Genomic DNA, 14,410 nt, shown 5'->3' on the forward strand with positions numbered 1-14,410 from the left:
TGGATAATAATCGTCCTTGTACTGGTGCAGTAGGCGCTACGCCGTCGTCTAGTAATAATGTTTACGAGCGTCACATAGGCGCAGGCTTTTTCGCGGAGTGGGGCAACATGCGCTACTACGCTGATGCGGGCTTCGTCAGCGGCAACTACTGGACGGGTGACAGAAGGAGTATCGACCGGTTCTATGTCCACTCGATCAACGGCACCGTCCGCAGCTACCTAGACAGGGACAGCGTTTACGGTGTTTGCACCGCACCTTAGCTTTTAGCGTTTAGTTCTTAATCCTTAGGGCGCGGGGGGCGATTATGGTGCCTGAGGGGATAATATAACAAAGAATAAAGCCCCCGCGTAAGTTGGGGCGTTTCCCTTAGGGTTGCGCCGTTGTGGCAAAGCCACAATAGCGCCGCCCCCCCCGCCGCCGACGCTGAAAGCGTGGGTTGTCAGAGAATTCGCTTTAATTCCCTGACTCAGACGTGGTCACTGTGGCTATTTTATTCGCAAAAAGTCAAAACGTCCGAAACCACCGCACCCAATTTATTCTATTCACCAAAACAAAAAAGGCCTGATTTTCCGCTAAAAAAACGGTCAGTATAAATATTTATCTGAAAATTAACTAGGAACAATTATTAGTTGTTTTGAAATGTATTTCACTAAATAAGCTGATAAAAGAAATATAGGTAATGAAAATAAGTTTGTTACTCAAGAGTATAAATAGTTAGATATTACTCTTGTTAGGTATAACAGGAATTTTTTATTATCTACTTCAAAACAAAGCCTCAATTAAGAGGCTTTTTTGCTATCAAGATAGAATTTAACCGCATCAACAATAAGTTGAGCCTGTGGTATATCTAGGCTTTTACTGGCTTGTTCTATTAATGCGATATCATCGATGTGTAGTTTGAAACCCTTTACTTTAACTCCTCGTTTTTGGTCGCTTTTTGCTTGAATTTTTGTTATTGTTTTTACCATAAAATTACCTTGATTAATTAAATACCAGTTGATATATTTAGACTTTTGGAGAGTTTTTCTCTCCTTTGAACTACTTTAGAATGCTGGCGATCTTATCAAAAGTAGCAGAATTAAATTGAATATTTTGAGCTTCATTTTACTTCTCTTTAAGCCCTTGTTTTAGGTCAGGAGGGCCTTATTAAGGTTCTTACTTGATGGTTATTGTTGTAAGATACCCTGCAACAAAGGTCGACACGATTTATCTGAAAATATTAAATTTTTATTTAATTTATTACTGAGCAGTGTACACAATGAAAAAAGCAATCGTATTATTTTTAATTATTTTTTGTTCGATAATTGCCGATGCGTCGGCAGTGCCCTACATCAGGTCGTATCGAGGTTCAGATCCCCACATAATTCATTTAATTGATATTACATATTTTCTTGGTGTGAGTTTTATCCTTTTAAGTGTAGCCAACGATAAGTTAAAAGAGAATAAGAAATCGAAGCGTAAGAAGAAATTAAATCAAAATAAAACTGATTTGGACAAAAAAGCTAAATCTACAGATGAAAAAAATAAAAAATAAAGCTGACAAAAGTCGGTTTTTTTATGTCCAAATTTTGAGTCATTCACTCAATATCAAAATCGACAATAAAATTAGACACACATATAGCTATACAATAAGCGGTTTAGAAAAATTCAGTGATTTATTTGCAAAGCGTGGCGTGTCAGGAAGTTTGCTTAAAATTCCCTTGACTCGGATATGATCATAACAGCTATTTTGAACCCCCAAAGTCCAAACATCCCAAACCACCGCACCTAATCCATTCTATTCACTGCCAAAAAAGGTATTATTTTTCACAAAAAAACGGTCAGGAAAGGTATTGATTTTATTGAATTTTTTGTTGGTGATTTTTAACACTAAAATCCCCCCAATAATCTGCTCTAAAAACCTCCACTAAGCGGCTATGATTCAAGATAGCATTAGTCACAACCCTAATTCTACGTTAAAATAACTAGCGTTATTACGCTAAATTACCAAGGAAATCGCATGACAACTGAAATGACAACACTCGACAAAATCAAAAAACAAATTGCCGATAACCCAATTATTTTATATATGAAAGGTTCGCCAAAATTGCCAAGTTGTGGCTTTTCGGCTCAGGCTGTGCAGGTTTTGTCGCAATGTGGTGAAGCGTTTGCTTATGTTGATATTTTGCAAAACCCTGATATTCGTGCCGAATTACCCAAATTTGCTGATTGGCCTACATTCCCACAATTGTGGGTTGAAGGCGAGCTTGTGGGAGGCTGTGATATTATGTTAGAAATGTTCCAAACTGGCGAACTGCAAACGCTCATTAAGCAAACGACTGAAAAGCACAAGTCTTAATGTCCAATCAATCAAGCGCGCCAGTTGAGCGCGCTTTTTTGTTTGTTATTGTAATTTATTTTATTGTTCTTCAATTTGTTGAGTATTATCTGACTTTGTCTCTAAATCCTCATCAATTTCTATAGAAACCAAAGGCCATCCACCAAGCGATTTTAGTCGATTAACAATTTTACAAAAGAGTATGGCGGTTTTTTGGGTGTCGTATAGCGCACTGTGAGCTTGTTTGTGATCAAAGGTGATTTGCGCCATTTGGCAAGCTTTGGCAAGCACTGTTTGTCCAAACATTAAGCCACTGAGTGATGCTGTGTCAAAGGTAGCAAATGGGTGGAATGGGTTGCGTTTTATTTCTGAACGTTCTGCTGCTGCCATTAAAAAACTGTGATCAAAGTGCGCATTATGCGCCACAATAACTGCACGCGTGCAACCGCTGTCTTTTATGCCTGTTCTGATCATTTTAAATATTTCATCTAGGGCTTGTCTTTCGTCCACTGCGGCTCGTAATGGGTTGCTGGGTTCGATGCCGTTAAAGGCAAGTGCAGCAGGCTCTAAAATGGCGCCGTCAAATGGGTTGACATTAAATTGTAGCGATTGATCTGGTTCTAGCCAGCCGTCTGGTGTCATTTTTAAGGTGATGGCGGCGATTTCTAATATGGCATTGAGTTTGGGATCGAACCCCGAGGTTTCGATATCAATGACAACGGGATAAAACCCCCGAAAGCGTTCACATAATTTGGCGTTTGGCACAATAATTTATCTTAATTCGTCAAAAAAGGGCTATTATGCCAGTTTTTAAACGGTTCGCCTAGCACTGGAGCTAATCGTTTGTTGTTAATTTTTTATGATAAATATTACGCAAATTACATTAAGGCAAACGAGTAGATGCGTTTGTTATTTAAAGTGATTATAATCATTCCTTATAAAATCATTTTAAAACTGAGCAAGCAATGCACCATTTTGAATTAGAAAAGATTATTAATGATGAACTACAAATTACTCGCTATCGGGACTATGCACCAAATGGGCTGCAAGTACAAGGGCGAAGACAAGTTAATAAAGTTGTAACAGGCGTTACAGCTTGTCAATTATTGTTAGATAAAGCAGTTGAATTACAGGCCGATGCGGTGTTGGTGCATCATGGTTATTTTTGGAAAAACGAAGTGCAAACCATTACTGGTATTAAGTATCAGCGTATTAAGACGTTGTTAACAAATGATATTAATTTGTATGGCTATCACTTGCCGTTAGATGGTCACCCTTCGTTGGGTAATAATGTGGCGTTAGCTAATTTGTTCGGGATTACGGTTGATAAGCGTGATGATATCACTGATCTACTTTTTACAGGTGTGCTAAATAGCCCATTGACGACATTGCAATTTAAACATCAACTTGAACAAGTGTTACATCATAACCAGCGACAAGTGTTATTTTGTGGTGATAATGCACCGCAAATGATTAAGCGTATTGCTTGGTGCAGTGGTGGTGGGCAAGACTATATTGAGCAAGCAGCACAAATGGGAGTGGATGCTTTTTTTACTGGCGAAGTGTCAGAACGCACTATTCACATTGCGCGTGAATATGGTGTTAACTTTTATGCCGCTGGGCATCATGCCACCGAGCGTTATGGCATTGAAAATCTAGGAAAATGGTTAGCAAGCCGTTATGGTGTTGAGGTTATTTTTGTTGATATTGATAATCCAGCATAACAAAAGTTGAATTTAATTAAGAAATATCGCATACTTATCCGCAGATTTTTTATTCTTCACGTTGTGTTATAAACCAATAAATATGAGAGGTCATTTTATGTTTACAGGAAGTCTGGTCGCACTAGTTACCCCTATGGATACGAAAGGAAACGTAGACCACGTAAGCTTAAAAAAATTGGTCGAATATCATATTGCTAATGGAACATCAGGCATTGTTTCGGTCGGTACGACAGGCGAATCGGCAACGCTTGATCATCATGAGCATGTCGATGTGATTAAACGAACTATCGATTATGCCGATGGTCGCATTGCCATTATTGCAGGCACAGGTTCAAACGCAACGAAAGAGGCCATTGAGTTGACTCGTCGGGTTGAAGATATCGGTGTTGTTGGTTGTTTAACCGTTGCGCCTTATTATAACAAACCAACACAAGAAGGTATGTATCAACACTTTAAAGCCATTGCTGAAAGCACAGCGTTGCCACAAATTTTATATAATGTGCCAGGGCGTACGAGTAGTGATATTAAACCTGAAACCGTTGGGCGTTTAGCTAAAATTAAAAATATTGTTGCATTGAAAGACGCAACTGGTGACCTTTCAAGAGTTTATCCAACGCGTAAATTAGTTGGTCCTGATTTTAAATTATTAAGTGGCGATGATTCGACATTTTTAGACTTTATGATTTTAGGTGGTGACGGGGTGATTTCGGTCACTGCTAACGTGGCTGCCAAAGCTGTTGCAACAGTATGTGAACTTGCGGCTAATAACCAAATTCAAGAAGCTCGTACTTTAAACGATACTTTAATGGCGTTACATCGCCATTTATTTATTGAACCCAACCCTACGCCAGCCAAATGGGCTTGTGCAAGATTAGGTTTAATGCAAAGCGCAACAATTCGATTGCCTTTGGTAGCGTTAACGCAATCATCAATGCCTGTGGTTGAGCAAGCATTAAAAGAGGCAAATCTACTGTAGTTTTGTATAACCTTTAATTAAAAAGCAGATATTTATGTTAAATAATTCATTAAATAAAACATTAAGCAGAACTTTATTTAAAAACAATGGGGTTAAAAAAGTAGCAATTTTAACTATTGTAGCTTCTTTGTTTCTTGCTGGTTGTGGTAATGATCAGAATTTTAAGCGTGAAGTCGACGGTAATGAGGATTACCTTCAAACGCCTATTTTAAAATCATTAATTATTCCTGAAGGCGTTGCTGTGCCCGTTGAAAGTGGTGATTTTTATATTGATAAAACCGATTATAAAGGCGCTTTAGGTAAAAAGCTTGATATTAGACCACCAAGTTTACCAATCCTAACCGTGTCAGATGCATTTGCAGTTTATGATAGTGGTGTGGTTACTTTTAATGCTCCATTAAGCAGTCAAGTGTGGGAACGCATCCCTAATAGCTTAAGCAAAAGAAATATTTCTATTGCTAGCCAAGACAGTAATTCTATTCAAACTGGTAAAAGTTTTATAGTTCGTTCGGATGAAGAGCAAGCGGTTGAGGCTTCTTATTCAATTAAGCGTCAATTGCTAGGGGATACTGAAACTATCACCATTTTGCTCACTTCGTTAACTCGTGGTGCTGATGATTTAACTTCACAACCGATTGAAGTACAACGTTATGTTGTCGGTTTATTTAATGACATTATGGACGATGTAGCACCTGATTCTATGCGTGTTGTGCCACCAAAATCACAAGATAAAAGTGATGAAGAAAAGGACAAGTCTGAAAGTAAAAAACCAGCAACTGCCGTGAGTGGTGCAGATTAAAAATAGATTTGGAATTTAAGGAGCGAATAGCTCCTTAATTATTTATTGGTAATTGATATAAGGTTATAAACATGAAAAAGTTGGCTGAGCTTTATCGTGGTAAAGCTAAAACGGTATACACGACTGAAAACCCCGATTTATTAATCCTTGAGTTTCGCAATGATACATCGGCATTTGATGGTTTACGCATTGAGCAGTTAGATCGTAAGGGCATGGTTAATAATAAATTTAACTATTTTATTATGACCAAATTGCGTGAAGCGGGCATTCCAACTCAAGTTGAATCCTTATTATCAGACAATGAAGTACTTGTTAAAAAGCTACAAATGGTACCAGTTGAATGCGTGGTACGCAATCGTGCGGCGGGATCTTTAGTTAAGCGTTTAGGCGTTGAAGAAGGCGAAATTTTAAATCCTCCTACCTTTGAATTATTTCTAAAAAACGATGCATTGCACGATCCTATGGTTAACGAGTCGCACTGTAAAGCTTTTGGTTGGGCTAGTGATGATCAATTAGCTAAAATGAAAGAACTTAGCTTTAAAATTAACACTATTTTGACTGAACTATTTGAGAAAGCAGGGCTAATATTGGTTGACTATAAACTCGAGTTTGGTTTGTTTAAAGGCGAAATTACGTTAGGTGATGAGTTTTCACCCGATGGTTGCCGTTTGTGGGAAAGCGCTACACTGAAAAAAATGGACAAAGACCGATTCCGTCAAGGTTTAGGTGGTGTAATTGAAGCTTATGAAGAAGTGGCAAAACGGATTGGTGTGCCTTTGTAATGCTTGCGCAGTTTGATGTTTCTTTTTTTGTTCTATTGGGTTTAGCGGGACTATGTTATTTAACGAATAATAACACAGTGACATTTGCAGTACTTTTGTTGTTACTCTTTAAACTAACACCGCTAGCCACTTATTTTCCGTTTTTAAATCAATATGGCTTAACCATTGGGATTGTTATTTTAACGGCTGCTATGATGGTGCCATTGGCTGATGGTTCGTTAAAAATTGCTGATATTGCTAAATCGTTTACCACTTGGCAATCGCTATTGGCTATTTTGGTTGGTATTTGCGTATCTTGGCTAGGCACGCGTGGCATATCACTTATTGGTGCACATCCAACTATTGTTAATGGCTTAATTATTGGTACGCTAATTGGCGTTGCCTTTTTCAAAGGCGTTCCTGTAGGACCACTTATTGCTGCAGGGATATTGTCGTTATTAATTGGAAAAAGTTAATCTATGCATAATCCCAACAACACTCGAAAACTATGGGTGTTACAGGGCGAAACCTCACAATTATTTGAACAACTTATTCCAATCTTTGAGCAAAATGCTGGCGATTGGGTTATTGTTACGCATCAGCCCGATTGTTTACCTTGCTCATTGATTGCTAACGCACTCCAACCTAATCAAACAAGACAATTATTGGGGCAGCAGTATCAGCATGCGGTTTTTGATGCCACGGTCGGATTTAATCTTGATGCTTTTGCCATGTTAGTCGGTACGCTAGTAAAAGGCAGTGTGTTAGTTTTGTTATTGCCTAATAACTTAACTACTTGGCACGATCATGACAGCCTGCGCTGGAATGAATGTCAAACAGCGATCACCGTTCCTAATTTTGTTACACATTTAACCCAAACATTAGCAGAGTTTGGCATATATATTAATCAAGCCACTTTGCCCAAAATAGCAACATTACCGGTGATTTTTGGGCAAGTGAATGATGACAGTTGCGACTTAACTCAGCAGCAAAGCACGTTAAAACAGATATTAGATAGCAATAAACCGATTAATGTATTAGTTGCCAAGCGTGGGCGTGGTAAATCAGCATTAGCGGGGTTATTTAGCCATTATCAACGTTGTATTGTAACCGCTCCCAATAAATCAGCTCTGACAACCTTTTTTGCTTTTGCCAAACCCAATATTCCATTTTTTGCACCTGATGAATTAATTGCACAGTCGCATAATCGATTTGCTGACTATCTGATTATTGACGAAGCCGCCATGATCCCACTTTCCATGCTTGAACAACTGTTACAATTGGCTATTGCCCATAATAGTCGAGTATTATTAACTACAACCGTTGAAGGGTATGAAGGTACAGGACAAGGTTTTTTGTTGAAATTATTGGCAAATAAAGCATGTCAATATTTTCACCTACATACTCCCATTCGTTGGCAAGCGGGTGATGAGCTGGAACAATTTAGCGATCGGTTGTTACTCAATGGTTTATTGGCACCAAATAACCCTAGGAAGGCGAGTTCTTTACCCGTCAAATATGCCAAGATTGAACGCAATGATATTCATGCGTTAAGGTCGATCTTTTATTTACTAAAAATAGCGCATTATCAGACTACACTTATTGATTTACGGCGTCTGTTTGACGCACAAAATTTATCAGTTTGGCAGGCAACTGTTGGTAATAAAAAAGTGGCTGCGGCAGTGACTGTGACTGAAGGGAATTTACCTGATAATTTAATTGAACAAGTATGGCAGGGAACACGTCGTCCTAAAGGTAATTTAGTGGCACAGTCACTGGTTGCTCATGCTGGCGAACGATTAGCCGCCAAGTTGCGTTCGGTTAGAATCAACCGTATTGCGGTTATTAGCACTTATCGACGGCAACATATTGCTAAGCAACTTGTGCAGACTATTGTTGATGATGCTAAAGTGCATGATTGTGATTTTGTGTCGGTTAGTTTTGCTTATAGTCCGTCTAATTATCAATTTTGGGCAGCTTGCGGATTTGTCTTGGTTCATGTCAGTAGCCATAAACAAGCCAGCAGTGGTAGTTATTCGGTTATGGTGTTAAAGCCACTCACAGAATCTGGTCAGCATTTAACGCTAAAATTACAACGTAAGTTACAGTGTAACATATTTTGGCTTAACGATATCATCAATTTACCTTTTAATCAAATGATTAACAACGACAGTGAGTTGTTATTATCACTAAACTTAGATACGAATGATTTTGATGAGCTAACGGGATTTGCTTATTATCACCGCCCATTTGAAGCCACTTACGCTGCATTGTGTCGATTAAATCGCCATATTCAAACATCCTTACAATCACAGCCCACGCAGGCAAACGATTTACCTGTGTTGTCAGCACTATTAAACAGCAAAAATAATCAGACTTTGATTATTGATTTATACCAACTTGCGGGTAAACAAGCATTAATGCAAACCCTTAAAAACGAGGTCAGAACATGGCTAGCAAAGCAAGGCGATAATGTAATCTTTGCCAAAATAGACAGTAAAAATAATTAATTGTCATTGCAGGTTATTAAGAGGTATGTTTACAATAGTTGTCATGTTTTAATTCAATTCGTTTTAATTTAAAAGGAATCGGATGTGATGCACAATCAATTAGAAAACCGAACACAGCACCGCCATTCGCAAAACCAACCTAATAACCACACCACAAACCGTCAACCTACAACAGGTATTGAGTATTTTTTTAAAGGGTGGTCTTTGGCATTTAGCCCAGGAATCAAGCGATTTGTTTTTTTACCATTAATTGCCAATATTGTGATTATGTCGGCACTATTTTATTGGTTTTTTACCACCATTACGGGTATGGTCGATTGGGGATTGTCGTATGTGCCAAGTTGGTTGCAGTGGTTGGGTTATATTATCGTTTTTATTGTGATTTTAACGCTAGTGATTTTATTTTGTTATTTTTTTAGTACGGTAGCAAATATCATTGCTGCGCCGTTCAATGGCTTATTGGCCGAACAAGTCGAAGCACAATTAACAGGAATGCCAGCAGTAGATACATCGTGGATAAGTATCATTAAAGATCTTCCTCGGATTTTTGGTCGCGAATTTCAAAAATTGTTTAACTATTTATTATGGGCGATTCCAATACTGTTAACCTATTTTATTCCTGTTATTGGGCAATCGGTGACGCCTGTGGTTTGGTTTTTATTTACCGCTTGGCAAATTAACATTCAATATGCTGATTACGCCTTTGATAATCATAAAATCACTTTTCACCGTATGCGTGAGTTGCTTAATCAACATAAAGCCGATAATTTAACTTTTGGTATTCTAGTTGGCTTTTTTACTATGGTACCCGTGCTTAATTTAATTATTATGCCTATTGCAGTGTGTGGTGCTACGGCAATGTGGGTTGATCGCTACCGTCATCAAGCATTATTTAATAGCGGCAAATAGGCTTGTTATTTTTACTGCGTTACTTTTTTTTAGGCGACGTTGACGTGGGCTTTGTTGTTGGCCAATCATCGTCGTCGTCATCTTTATAAGGGATAGATTTTATCCCTTTCTTTTTTTCAAGATACGCTTTATAACTTAGCCGATTTAATGCCTTAATCGTATTAATAAAAATTCCAATTAAAATGATCAAAATTATCCACCAATAATCTTTAAGCCATTCCATAGTATTTCCTCTTAGATTAAAATCGAAATCACCAAGTTATAATCGCTACATGAACCAATTATACTAGCAACAATTTTTCCAAAATTCGGTAATAAATTGCAGTTAAGGTAATAATATCTTGGCAGTTGGCGTTTTCATTGACTTTGTGAATAGTTTTATTAAGTACGCCTAGTTCGATTACTTGGCATCCCATTTTGGCAATAAAGCGACCATCAGATGTACCACCACTAGTAGATAATTCAGTGTCAATATCTGTCAACTCTTTGATAGCACTAGCTGCAGCGTTGGTTAAATCGCCTTGTGGTGTTAAAAAAGGATGACCTGATAATCGCCAAGTTAAGGTATAATTTACATTGTGCTTTTGTAAAATCTGCTCAACACGCGCTTTAATCATGGCATCTGTCAATTCGCTACTATACCGAAAATTAAATTGCACACGAAGCTCGCCCGGTACAACGTTTTCAGCACCTGTACCACCATTAATATTCGCTATTTGCATTGTGGTTTTAGGGAAGTACTCATTACCTTCATCCCAAACAGTGGTAACTAATTCGTTTAATGCTGGTGCAAAACGGTGGACAGGATTATCGGCAAGGTGAGGGTAGGCAACATGACCTTGAACGCCATGCACAATTAGATTAGCTGTGACTGAACCACGACGACCGTTTTTAATTTGATCGCCAAGTACGGCATTGCTCGATGGCTCACCGACAATACAATAATCAACACGTTCTTGGCGTTCCATAAGTAAATCAACCACTTTGACGGTGCCGTCAGTTGCATCAGCTTCTTCATCTGAAGTGATCAAAAAAGCTACACGTCCAGAGTGATTTGGATTGCGTTTAACAAAATCTTCCGCCGCACAAACCATGGCTGCAACACCGCTTTTCATATCTGATGCGCCACGCCCATAAAGCACTCCGTGCTGGTCAATAGTCGGTGTAAATGGTGGATAAAGCCATTTACTTTCATCGCCAGCAGGTACAACGTCGGTATGACCGGCAAACATTAAGGTTTTGCTAGTAGCATCACCATGATAGGCCCATAAGTTTTTTGTTTGCCCTATATTGACTTCTTCAATGATGAAGCCAAGCGGTTTTAGTCGGTCAATAATCAGTTTTTGGCAGTTTTTATCGTCAGGGCTTATTGATTTTTCTGCAATGAGTGCTTTGGTTAATGCAATAACAGGTTCAGTCATAATGGTCTCGATTTTATTTAGAGTGCGATGTAAATTGTGAATAAAGCTGATCTGAAAATCCCAATAAAGCCCGCTTTCCATCAATCAGTAAAGGGCGTTTTAATATAGATGGATTGGCTAGCATAATTTTTTTAGCCGCTTGCTCGTTATTTATCTGGGCTCGGACAGTTTCCTCTAACTTGCGCCAAGTTGTCCCGCGTGTATTAAGCAAATTTTGCCAGTCCACCAATTGTAAAAATGTGTCTAAAAGCGCTTCTGATAGTCGATCAGTTTTATAATTATGGAATTGATAATTGATATGATGTTCATCAAGCCAAGTAAAGGCTTTTTTCATTGTGTTGCAGTTTTTAATGCCATAGACAGTATACATAAAGGTGATCTCAATTTGAAAGTTTAACAAATTATAACAGCTATCAGTATAAGGCAGCAAATTGAAGGGGTGTTTTATATTTAGATCTTTTGATTGAATTTTTTAGCTACACACATTTGTAAACATGTGGCAATTATCGCATTTTCAATACTGTTTTAGATATTTAAAAAATAAAAGTAAAAAATGGTACAAAAAAACGTCAGGAAAGGTATTGATTTTATTTAAGTTTTTTGGTGGTTAAAAATCGTCTTTTTAGTTACTAAGCAAATATTATTTGGGAGGATTTGTTGTTAAGTAATTCTAATTTTGGGGACAGCAATAATAACTTTTTTTTATTATAAAAATATAGCATAACGCGCTATATTATGCCTTTGGTTAAAAATGGGGGGAAGATAAATTATGAAGAATTGGTTAAAAGCATTAGCTATTTTGGGGGGGTTAAGCTTATCCATAGCAAGTTATGCCACATTACCTGAGTCGATCAAAGTTGGTTCAGATACGTCTTATGCACCTTTCGATTTTATTGACGCTAGTGGCAATATTACAGGTTTTAATATTGAAATTACAAAAGCTTTATGTGAAAAGGCTAACATAAAATGCACCTTTCAATCGACCGATTTTGATGCGCTGATTCCTTCGTTACTATCAAGAAAAATTGATATTATTTCCTCATCGCTTATGATGACTGAAAAGCGTAAAAAGCAGATTGCATTCTCGGACGAGATTTTTATGACTTATTCGCGTTTGATTGTTAAAGAAGGATCTAATTTAATACCTAATGCCGAATCGTTAAAAGGTAAACGTGTTGGGGTTGAGCAAGGAACATCGCAGGAACATTTTGCTAACGAAATGTGGCGCCCTAATGGGGTGATAATTGTGCCTTATCAAAATCAATTACAAGTATTTTCTGATTTAGTGGCTGGTCGTTTAGATGCCGCACTACAAGATGAAGTAACAGGTAGTTATGCCTTTCTCAAACAACCACAAGGTAAAGGTTTTACTTTTGCGGGTGATGCATTGACTGATGCAAATTATTTTGATGTTGGGGTAGGCATTGGTTTTCGTAAAAATGACAACGAGCTACGTGAAGCATTTAATCAAGCGTTAAAAGCTATTTTAGCCGATGGTACTTATCAAAAAATAAATGATAAATATTTCGACTTTAATGTATATGGTAATAAAAAATAAACCATGCAGGGCTATATTTCGTTAATTTTTCAAGGCGCATGGCTAACCATTGTTTTAGCACTGGCTTCTTTGTTGTTCGCCATAATTCTTGGTATTGTTTGTGCATTAGGAAAGTTGGCTGATTCCAAAATATGTAATGTACTTTGTCAGGCTTATACGTCGCTAATTCGTGGCGTGCCTGATTTAGTGTTGATGATGTTGATCTTCTTTGGTTTGCAGTTTTTAATCAATAATATAACAGATTATTTTAATATGCCTTTTATTGAAATCGATCCACTAATAGCCGGCATTATTACGTTAGGTTTTATTTATGGGGCTTATTTTACCGAAACCTTTCGGGGAGCCTATATTGCAGTATCTAAAAATACATTGGCAGCAGCAACAGCTCTAGGACTTAGCAAAGTCCAAGTGTTTCGGTATGTAATGTTTCCTTTAATGATGCGTTTTGCGTTGCCAGGTATTGCGAATAATTGGCTAGTAGTATTAAAAGCGACGGCGTTGGTATCGTTGCTGGGGTTATCAGACTTAGTCAAAGCAACTAAAAATGCAGGCGAAGCTTTGTATCAACCCTTGTTATTTGCTTTGATCGCTGGCGCATTTTATCTGTTTTTTACCTCAATATCGAATATCGTTTTATGGTGGCTGGAGCGGCGTTATTCCATTGGTACCATTAAAAGTAAGTTATAAAAACTCATGTTAGAAATTATTCAACAATATTGGCAAGCATTATTATGGACTGATGGCTATAACATCACCGGCCTTGCCATGACGCTGTGGATTTTGATTTTATCCGTTTTAATTGGTGGCACTTTGTCGCTAGGGTTAGCAGTAGGACGAAATTCGCCAAATAAACTAATTAAATTACCTATTTGGTTGTTTACCTATATTTTTCGTGGTACACCGTTATATGTGCAGTTATTGATTATTTACACAGGTATTTATACTTTAAGTGTGGTTAAAAATAATGCTTGGTTGGGCGATTTTTTTCAAAGTGGCTTAAATTGCACTGTGCTTGCCTTTACCTTAAATACTTGTGCCTACACGACCGAGGTTTTTGCTGGTGCTATTAGACATGTTTCACATGGTGAAATTCAAGCCGCAACTGCACTTGGCTTTAACCGTTTTCAACTTTATCGCTATATTATTTTGCCAAGAGCGTTTCGTATTGCATTGCCTGCTTATAGTAACGAGGTGATATTTATGTTGCATTCGACAGCGCTAGCTTTTACGGTTACAGTACAAGATGTGATGAAGATTGCACGAGATATCTATGCCGAAACCTATCAACCTTTTTATGCTTTTGGTATTGCCGCAGTAATTTATCTTTGTGTAAGCTTTATGCTAATTTGGGGGTTTAAAAAGTTAGAACAGTCTTGTTTGGCTTTTCAACGGACTAATGCGCAAAATAATTAATAAATTAAGTTATGTGCTGATT

Annotated in this window: 18 protein-coding genes; 13 read left to right on the top strand and 5 right to left on the bottom strand. The window is 37.8% G+C overall.

Translation table 11 applies throughout. From position 1 onward, the window contains the following. Positions 1-260, top strand: a 260-nt coding sequence (locus GQ596_RS11115) for a hypothetical protein (protein ID WP_237398400.1), incomplete at its 5' end; no start/stop codon positions are given. 519 nt (positions 261-779) lie between these two features. Here GQ596_RS11115 and GQ596_RS09295 read toward each other — a convergent pair. Then, the gene (locus tag GQ596_RS09295; RefSeq protein WP_160401406.1) at positions 780-968 is read right to left on the bottom strand and encodes a ribbon-helix-helix protein, CopG family; all 189 of its coding nucleotides are present in this window, start codon (positions 966-968) and stop codon (positions 780-782) included. Between the two features lie 290 nt (positions 969-1,258). Between GQ596_RS09295 and GQ596_RS09300 the strand changes: the two genes are divergently transcribed. Both GQ596_RS09300 and GQ596_RS09305 read left to right on the top strand, forming a co-directional pair. Beyond that, the gene (locus GQ596_RS09300; RefSeq protein ID WP_160401407.1) at positions 1,259-1,534 is read left to right on the top strand and encodes a hypothetical protein; all 276 of its coding nucleotides are present in this window, start codon (positions 1,259-1,261) and stop codon (positions 1,532-1,534) included. A gap of 477 nt (positions 1,535-2,011) precedes the next feature. Continuing rightward, a complete protein-coding gene (locus GQ596_RS09305) occupies positions 2,012-2,338 on the top strand; it encodes a Grx4 family monothiol glutaredoxin (RefSeq protein ID WP_160401448.1) in 327 nt (108 codons plus the stop codon). Between the two features lie 60 nt (positions 2,339-2,398). On the opposite strand, the gene rnt is transcribed toward GQ596_RS09305, so the two are convergent. Further along, positions 2,399-3,082, bottom strand: a complete 684-nt coding sequence (gene rnt, locus GQ596_RS09310; RefSeq protein WP_337189513.1) for a ribonuclease T — start codon at positions 3,080-3,082, stop codon at positions 2,399-2,401. A 200-nt stretch (positions 3,083-3,282) separates the two neighbouring features. On the opposite strand from rnt, the gene GQ596_RS09315 reads away from it, so the two are divergent. The 7 genes from GQ596_RS09315 (at position 3,283) to cysZ (ending at position 9,996) form a co-directional block, all read left to right on the top strand. Next, entirely contained in the window at positions 3,283-4,041 is a 759-nt protein-coding gene (locus GQ596_RS09315) for a Nif3-like dinuclear metal center hexameric protein (RefSeq protein WP_160401408.1), read from the top strand. A 97-nt stretch (positions 4,042-4,138) separates the two neighbouring features. Continuing rightward, positions 4,139-5,017: a 4-hydroxy-tetrahydrodipicolinate synthase gene (gene dapA / locus GQ596_RS09320; protein ID WP_160401409.1), complete on the top strand. Its 879-nt coding sequence runs from the start codon at positions 4,139-4,141 to the stop codon at positions 5,015-5,017. A 34-nt stretch (positions 5,018-5,051) separates the two neighbouring features. Further along, positions 5,052-5,816, top strand: coding sequence for an outer membrane protein assembly factor BamC (gene bamC / locus GQ596_RS09325; RefSeq protein ID WP_160401410.1), 765 nt, complete (start codon positions 5,052-5,054; stop codon positions 5,814-5,816). A 71-nt stretch (positions 5,817-5,887) separates the two neighbouring features. Further along, positions 5,888-6,598 carry a phosphoribosylaminoimidazolesuccinocarboxamide synthase gene (gene purC / locus GQ596_RS09330; protein WP_160401411.1) on the top strand — a complete coding sequence of 237 codons (711 nt, stop codon included), beginning with the start codon at positions 5,888-5,890 and terminating at the stop codon, positions 6,596-6,598. Then, positions 6,598-7,053 (top strand): DUF441 domain-containing protein, encoded by a 456-nt coding sequence (locus tag GQ596_RS09335; protein WP_160401412.1) that lies wholly within the window; start codon positions 6,598-6,600, stop codon positions 7,051-7,053. Before purC ends, GQ596_RS09335 begins: the two co-directional genes overlap by 1 nt. A gap of 3 nt (positions 7,054-7,056) precedes the next feature. After that, the gene (locus GQ596_RS09340; RefSeq protein WP_160401413.1) at positions 7,057-9,087 is read left to right on the top strand and encodes a tRNA(Met) cytidine acetyltransferase TmcA; all 2,031 of its coding nucleotides are present in this window, start codon (positions 7,057-7,059) and stop codon (positions 9,085-9,087) included. A gap of 87 nt (positions 9,088-9,174) precedes the next feature. After that, entirely contained in the window at positions 9,175-9,996 is an 822-nt protein-coding gene (gene cysZ / locus GQ596_RS09345) for a sulfate transporter CysZ (RefSeq protein WP_160401414.1), read from the top strand. Between the two features lie 19 nt (positions 9,997-10,015). Here cysZ and GQ596_RS09350 read toward each other — a convergent pair whose 3' ends face one another. Genes GQ596_RS09350 through GQ596_RS09360 form a run of 3 tightly spaced genes read right to left on the bottom strand, consistent with a single transcriptional unit; the run spans position 10,016 to position 11,787 of the window. Further along, positions 10,016-10,219, bottom strand: coding sequence for a YpfN family protein (locus GQ596_RS09350; protein ID WP_160401415.1), 204 nt, complete (start codon positions 10,217-10,219; stop codon positions 10,016-10,018). A gap of 58 nt (positions 10,220-10,277) precedes the next feature. After that, complete coding sequence (gene dapE, locus GQ596_RS09355; RefSeq protein WP_160401416.1) at positions 10,278-11,417, bottom strand: succinyl-diaminopimelate desuccinylase; 1,140 nt, start codon at positions 11,415-11,417, stop codon at positions 10,278-10,280. Between the two features lie 13 nt (positions 11,418-11,430). Continuing rightward, positions 11,431-11,787 (bottom strand): ArsC family reductase, encoded by a 357-nt coding sequence (locus GQ596_RS09360; RefSeq protein ID WP_160401417.1) that lies wholly within the window; start codon positions 11,785-11,787, stop codon positions 11,431-11,433. Positions 11,788-12,186: 399 nt separating this feature from the next. Here GQ596_RS09360 and GQ596_RS09365 point away from each other — a divergent pair, with 399 nt between their 5' ends. From GQ596_RS09365 to hisM, 3 genes are read left to right on the top strand one after another with little or no spacing between them, the layout of a single operon-like run. After that, entirely contained in the window at positions 12,187-12,975 is a 789-nt protein-coding gene (locus GQ596_RS09365; RefSeq protein WP_160401418.1) for a lysine/arginine/ornithine ABC transporter substrate-binding protein, read from the top strand. 3 nt (positions 12,976-12,978) lie between these two features. Next, on the top strand, positions 12,979-13,662 hold the full coding sequence (locus GQ596_RS09370) for an ABC transporter permease (RefSeq protein WP_160401419.1): 684 nt from the start codon (positions 12,979-12,981) through the stop codon (positions 13,660-13,662). A 6-nt stretch (positions 13,663-13,668) separates the two neighbouring features. After that, positions 13,669-14,388, top strand: coding sequence for a histidine ABC transporter permease HisM (gene hisM / locus GQ596_RS09375; protein ID WP_160401420.1), 720 nt, complete (start codon positions 13,669-13,671; stop codon positions 14,386-14,388). The last annotated feature ends 22 nt before the right edge of the window (positions 14,389-14,410 follow it).

Source organism: Gilliamella sp. Pra-s60, assembly GCF_009795755.1.
In the GTDB taxonomy this organism is placed as follows: domain Bacteria; phylum Pseudomonadota; class Gammaproteobacteria; order Enterobacterales; family Orbaceae; genus Gilliamella.

Bases quoted from the DNA above. Each gene is read 5' to 3' on its own strand.
- cysZ (WP_160401414.1), top strand. From the start codon at position 9,175: ATGCACAATCAATTAGAAAACCGAACACAGCACCGCCATTCGCAAAAC.
- dapE (WP_160401416.1), bottom strand. From the start codon at position 11,417: ATGACTGAACCTGTTATTGCATTAACCAAAGCACTCATTGCAGAAAAA.
- GQ596_RS09365 (WP_160401418.1), top strand. From the start codon at position 12,187: ATGAAGAATTGGTTAAAAGCATTAGCTATTTTGGGGGGGTTAAGCTTA.
- GQ596_RS09315 (WP_160401408.1), top strand. From the start codon at position 3,283: ATGCACCATTTTGAATTAGAAAAGATTATTAATGATGAACTACAAATT.
- bamC (WP_160401410.1), top strand. From the start codon at position 5,052: ATGTTAAATAATTCATTAAATAAAACATTAAGCAGAACTTTATTTAAA.
- hisM (WP_160401420.1), top strand. From the start codon at position 13,669: ATGTTAGAAATTATTCAACAATATTGGCAAGCATTATTATGGACTGAT.
- GQ596_RS09370 (WP_160401419.1), top strand. From the start codon at position 12,979: ATGCAGGGCTATATTTCGTTAATTTTTCAAGGCGCATGGCTAACCATT.
- GQ596_RS09305 (WP_160401448.1), top strand. From the start codon at position 2,012: ATGACAACACTCGACAAAATCAAAAAACAAATTGCCGATAACCCAATT.
- GQ596_RS09295 (WP_160401406.1), bottom strand. From the start codon at position 968: ATGGTAAAAACAATAACAAAAATTCAAGCAAAAAGCGACCAAAAACGA.
- GQ596_RS09350 (WP_160401415.1), bottom strand. From the start codon at position 10,219: ATGGAATGGCTTAAAGATTATTGGTGGATAATTTTGATCATTTTAATT.
- GQ596_RS09335 (WP_160401412.1), top strand. From the start codon at position 6,598: ATGCTTGCGCAGTTTGATGTTTCTTTTTTTGTTCTATTGGGTTTAGCG.
- purC (WP_160401411.1), top strand. From the start codon at position 5,888: ATGAAAAAGTTGGCTGAGCTTTATCGTGGTAAAGCTAAAACGGTATAC.
- GQ596_RS09340 (WP_160401413.1), top strand. From the start codon at position 7,057: ATGCATAATCCCAACAACACTCGAAAACTATGGGTGTTACAGGGCGAA.
- GQ596_RS09360 (WP_160401417.1), bottom strand. From the start codon at position 11,787: ATGTATACTGTCTATGGCATTAAAAACTGCAACACAATGAAAAAAGCC.
- dapA (WP_160401409.1), top strand. From the start codon at position 4,139: ATGTTTACAGGAAGTCTGGTCGCACTAGTTACCCCTATGGATACGAAA.
- GQ596_RS09300 (WP_160401407.1), top strand. From the start codon at position 1,259: ATGAAAAAAGCAATCGTATTATTTTTAATTATTTTTTGTTCGATAATT.